This is a genomic window from Rhizobium sp. PRIMUS64 (assembly GCF_023006465.1).
In the GTDB taxonomy this organism is placed as follows: Bacteria; Pseudomonadota; Alphaproteobacteria; order Rhizobiales; family Rhizobiaceae; genus Rhizobium; species Rhizobium leguminosarum.
The window spans coordinates 1-355 of record NZ_JALBGX010000357.1 but is presented as its reverse complement, the minus strand read 5'-3'; the positions used below and the strand labels follow the sequence as shown (position 1 = coordinate 355).

The window sequence follows — 355 nt, the reverse complement described above, 5'->3', positions numbered from 1 at the left end:
GGAAACCATGAAGGGATGGAAGATCGCCTGGGCGGAAACGGCCAGCCGGCACCTGGCGCTTGCCGGTCACGAGATCCGGCTCGATGGCCGCTCCTATGCCGAACAGGGCCTTGATGGCATCGCGCAAAGACATCTCGGTCCGGAGAAGGCAGCACTCTCCCGCAGGGACGCGGAGATGTATTTTGCTCCGGCCGACCTTGCCCGTCGCCAGAAGATGGCCGACCGGCTGCTTGCCGATCCTGCGCTTCTGCTGAAGCAGTTGAGCAATGAACGCTCCACCTTCGATGAGCGCGATATCGCCAAGGCGCTGCATCGCACTGTCGACGATCCCGCGGACTTCGCCAATATCCGCGCG

General features: G+C 63.1%; 1 protein-coding gene. It reads left to right on the top strand.

Annotation, left to right across the window (positions count from 1 at the left end):
• Nucleotides 1-355 (top strand): MobA/MobL family protein (locus tag MOV76_RS39550; protein WP_247266636.1); only part of this gene is annotated, 355 nt, incomplete at both ends.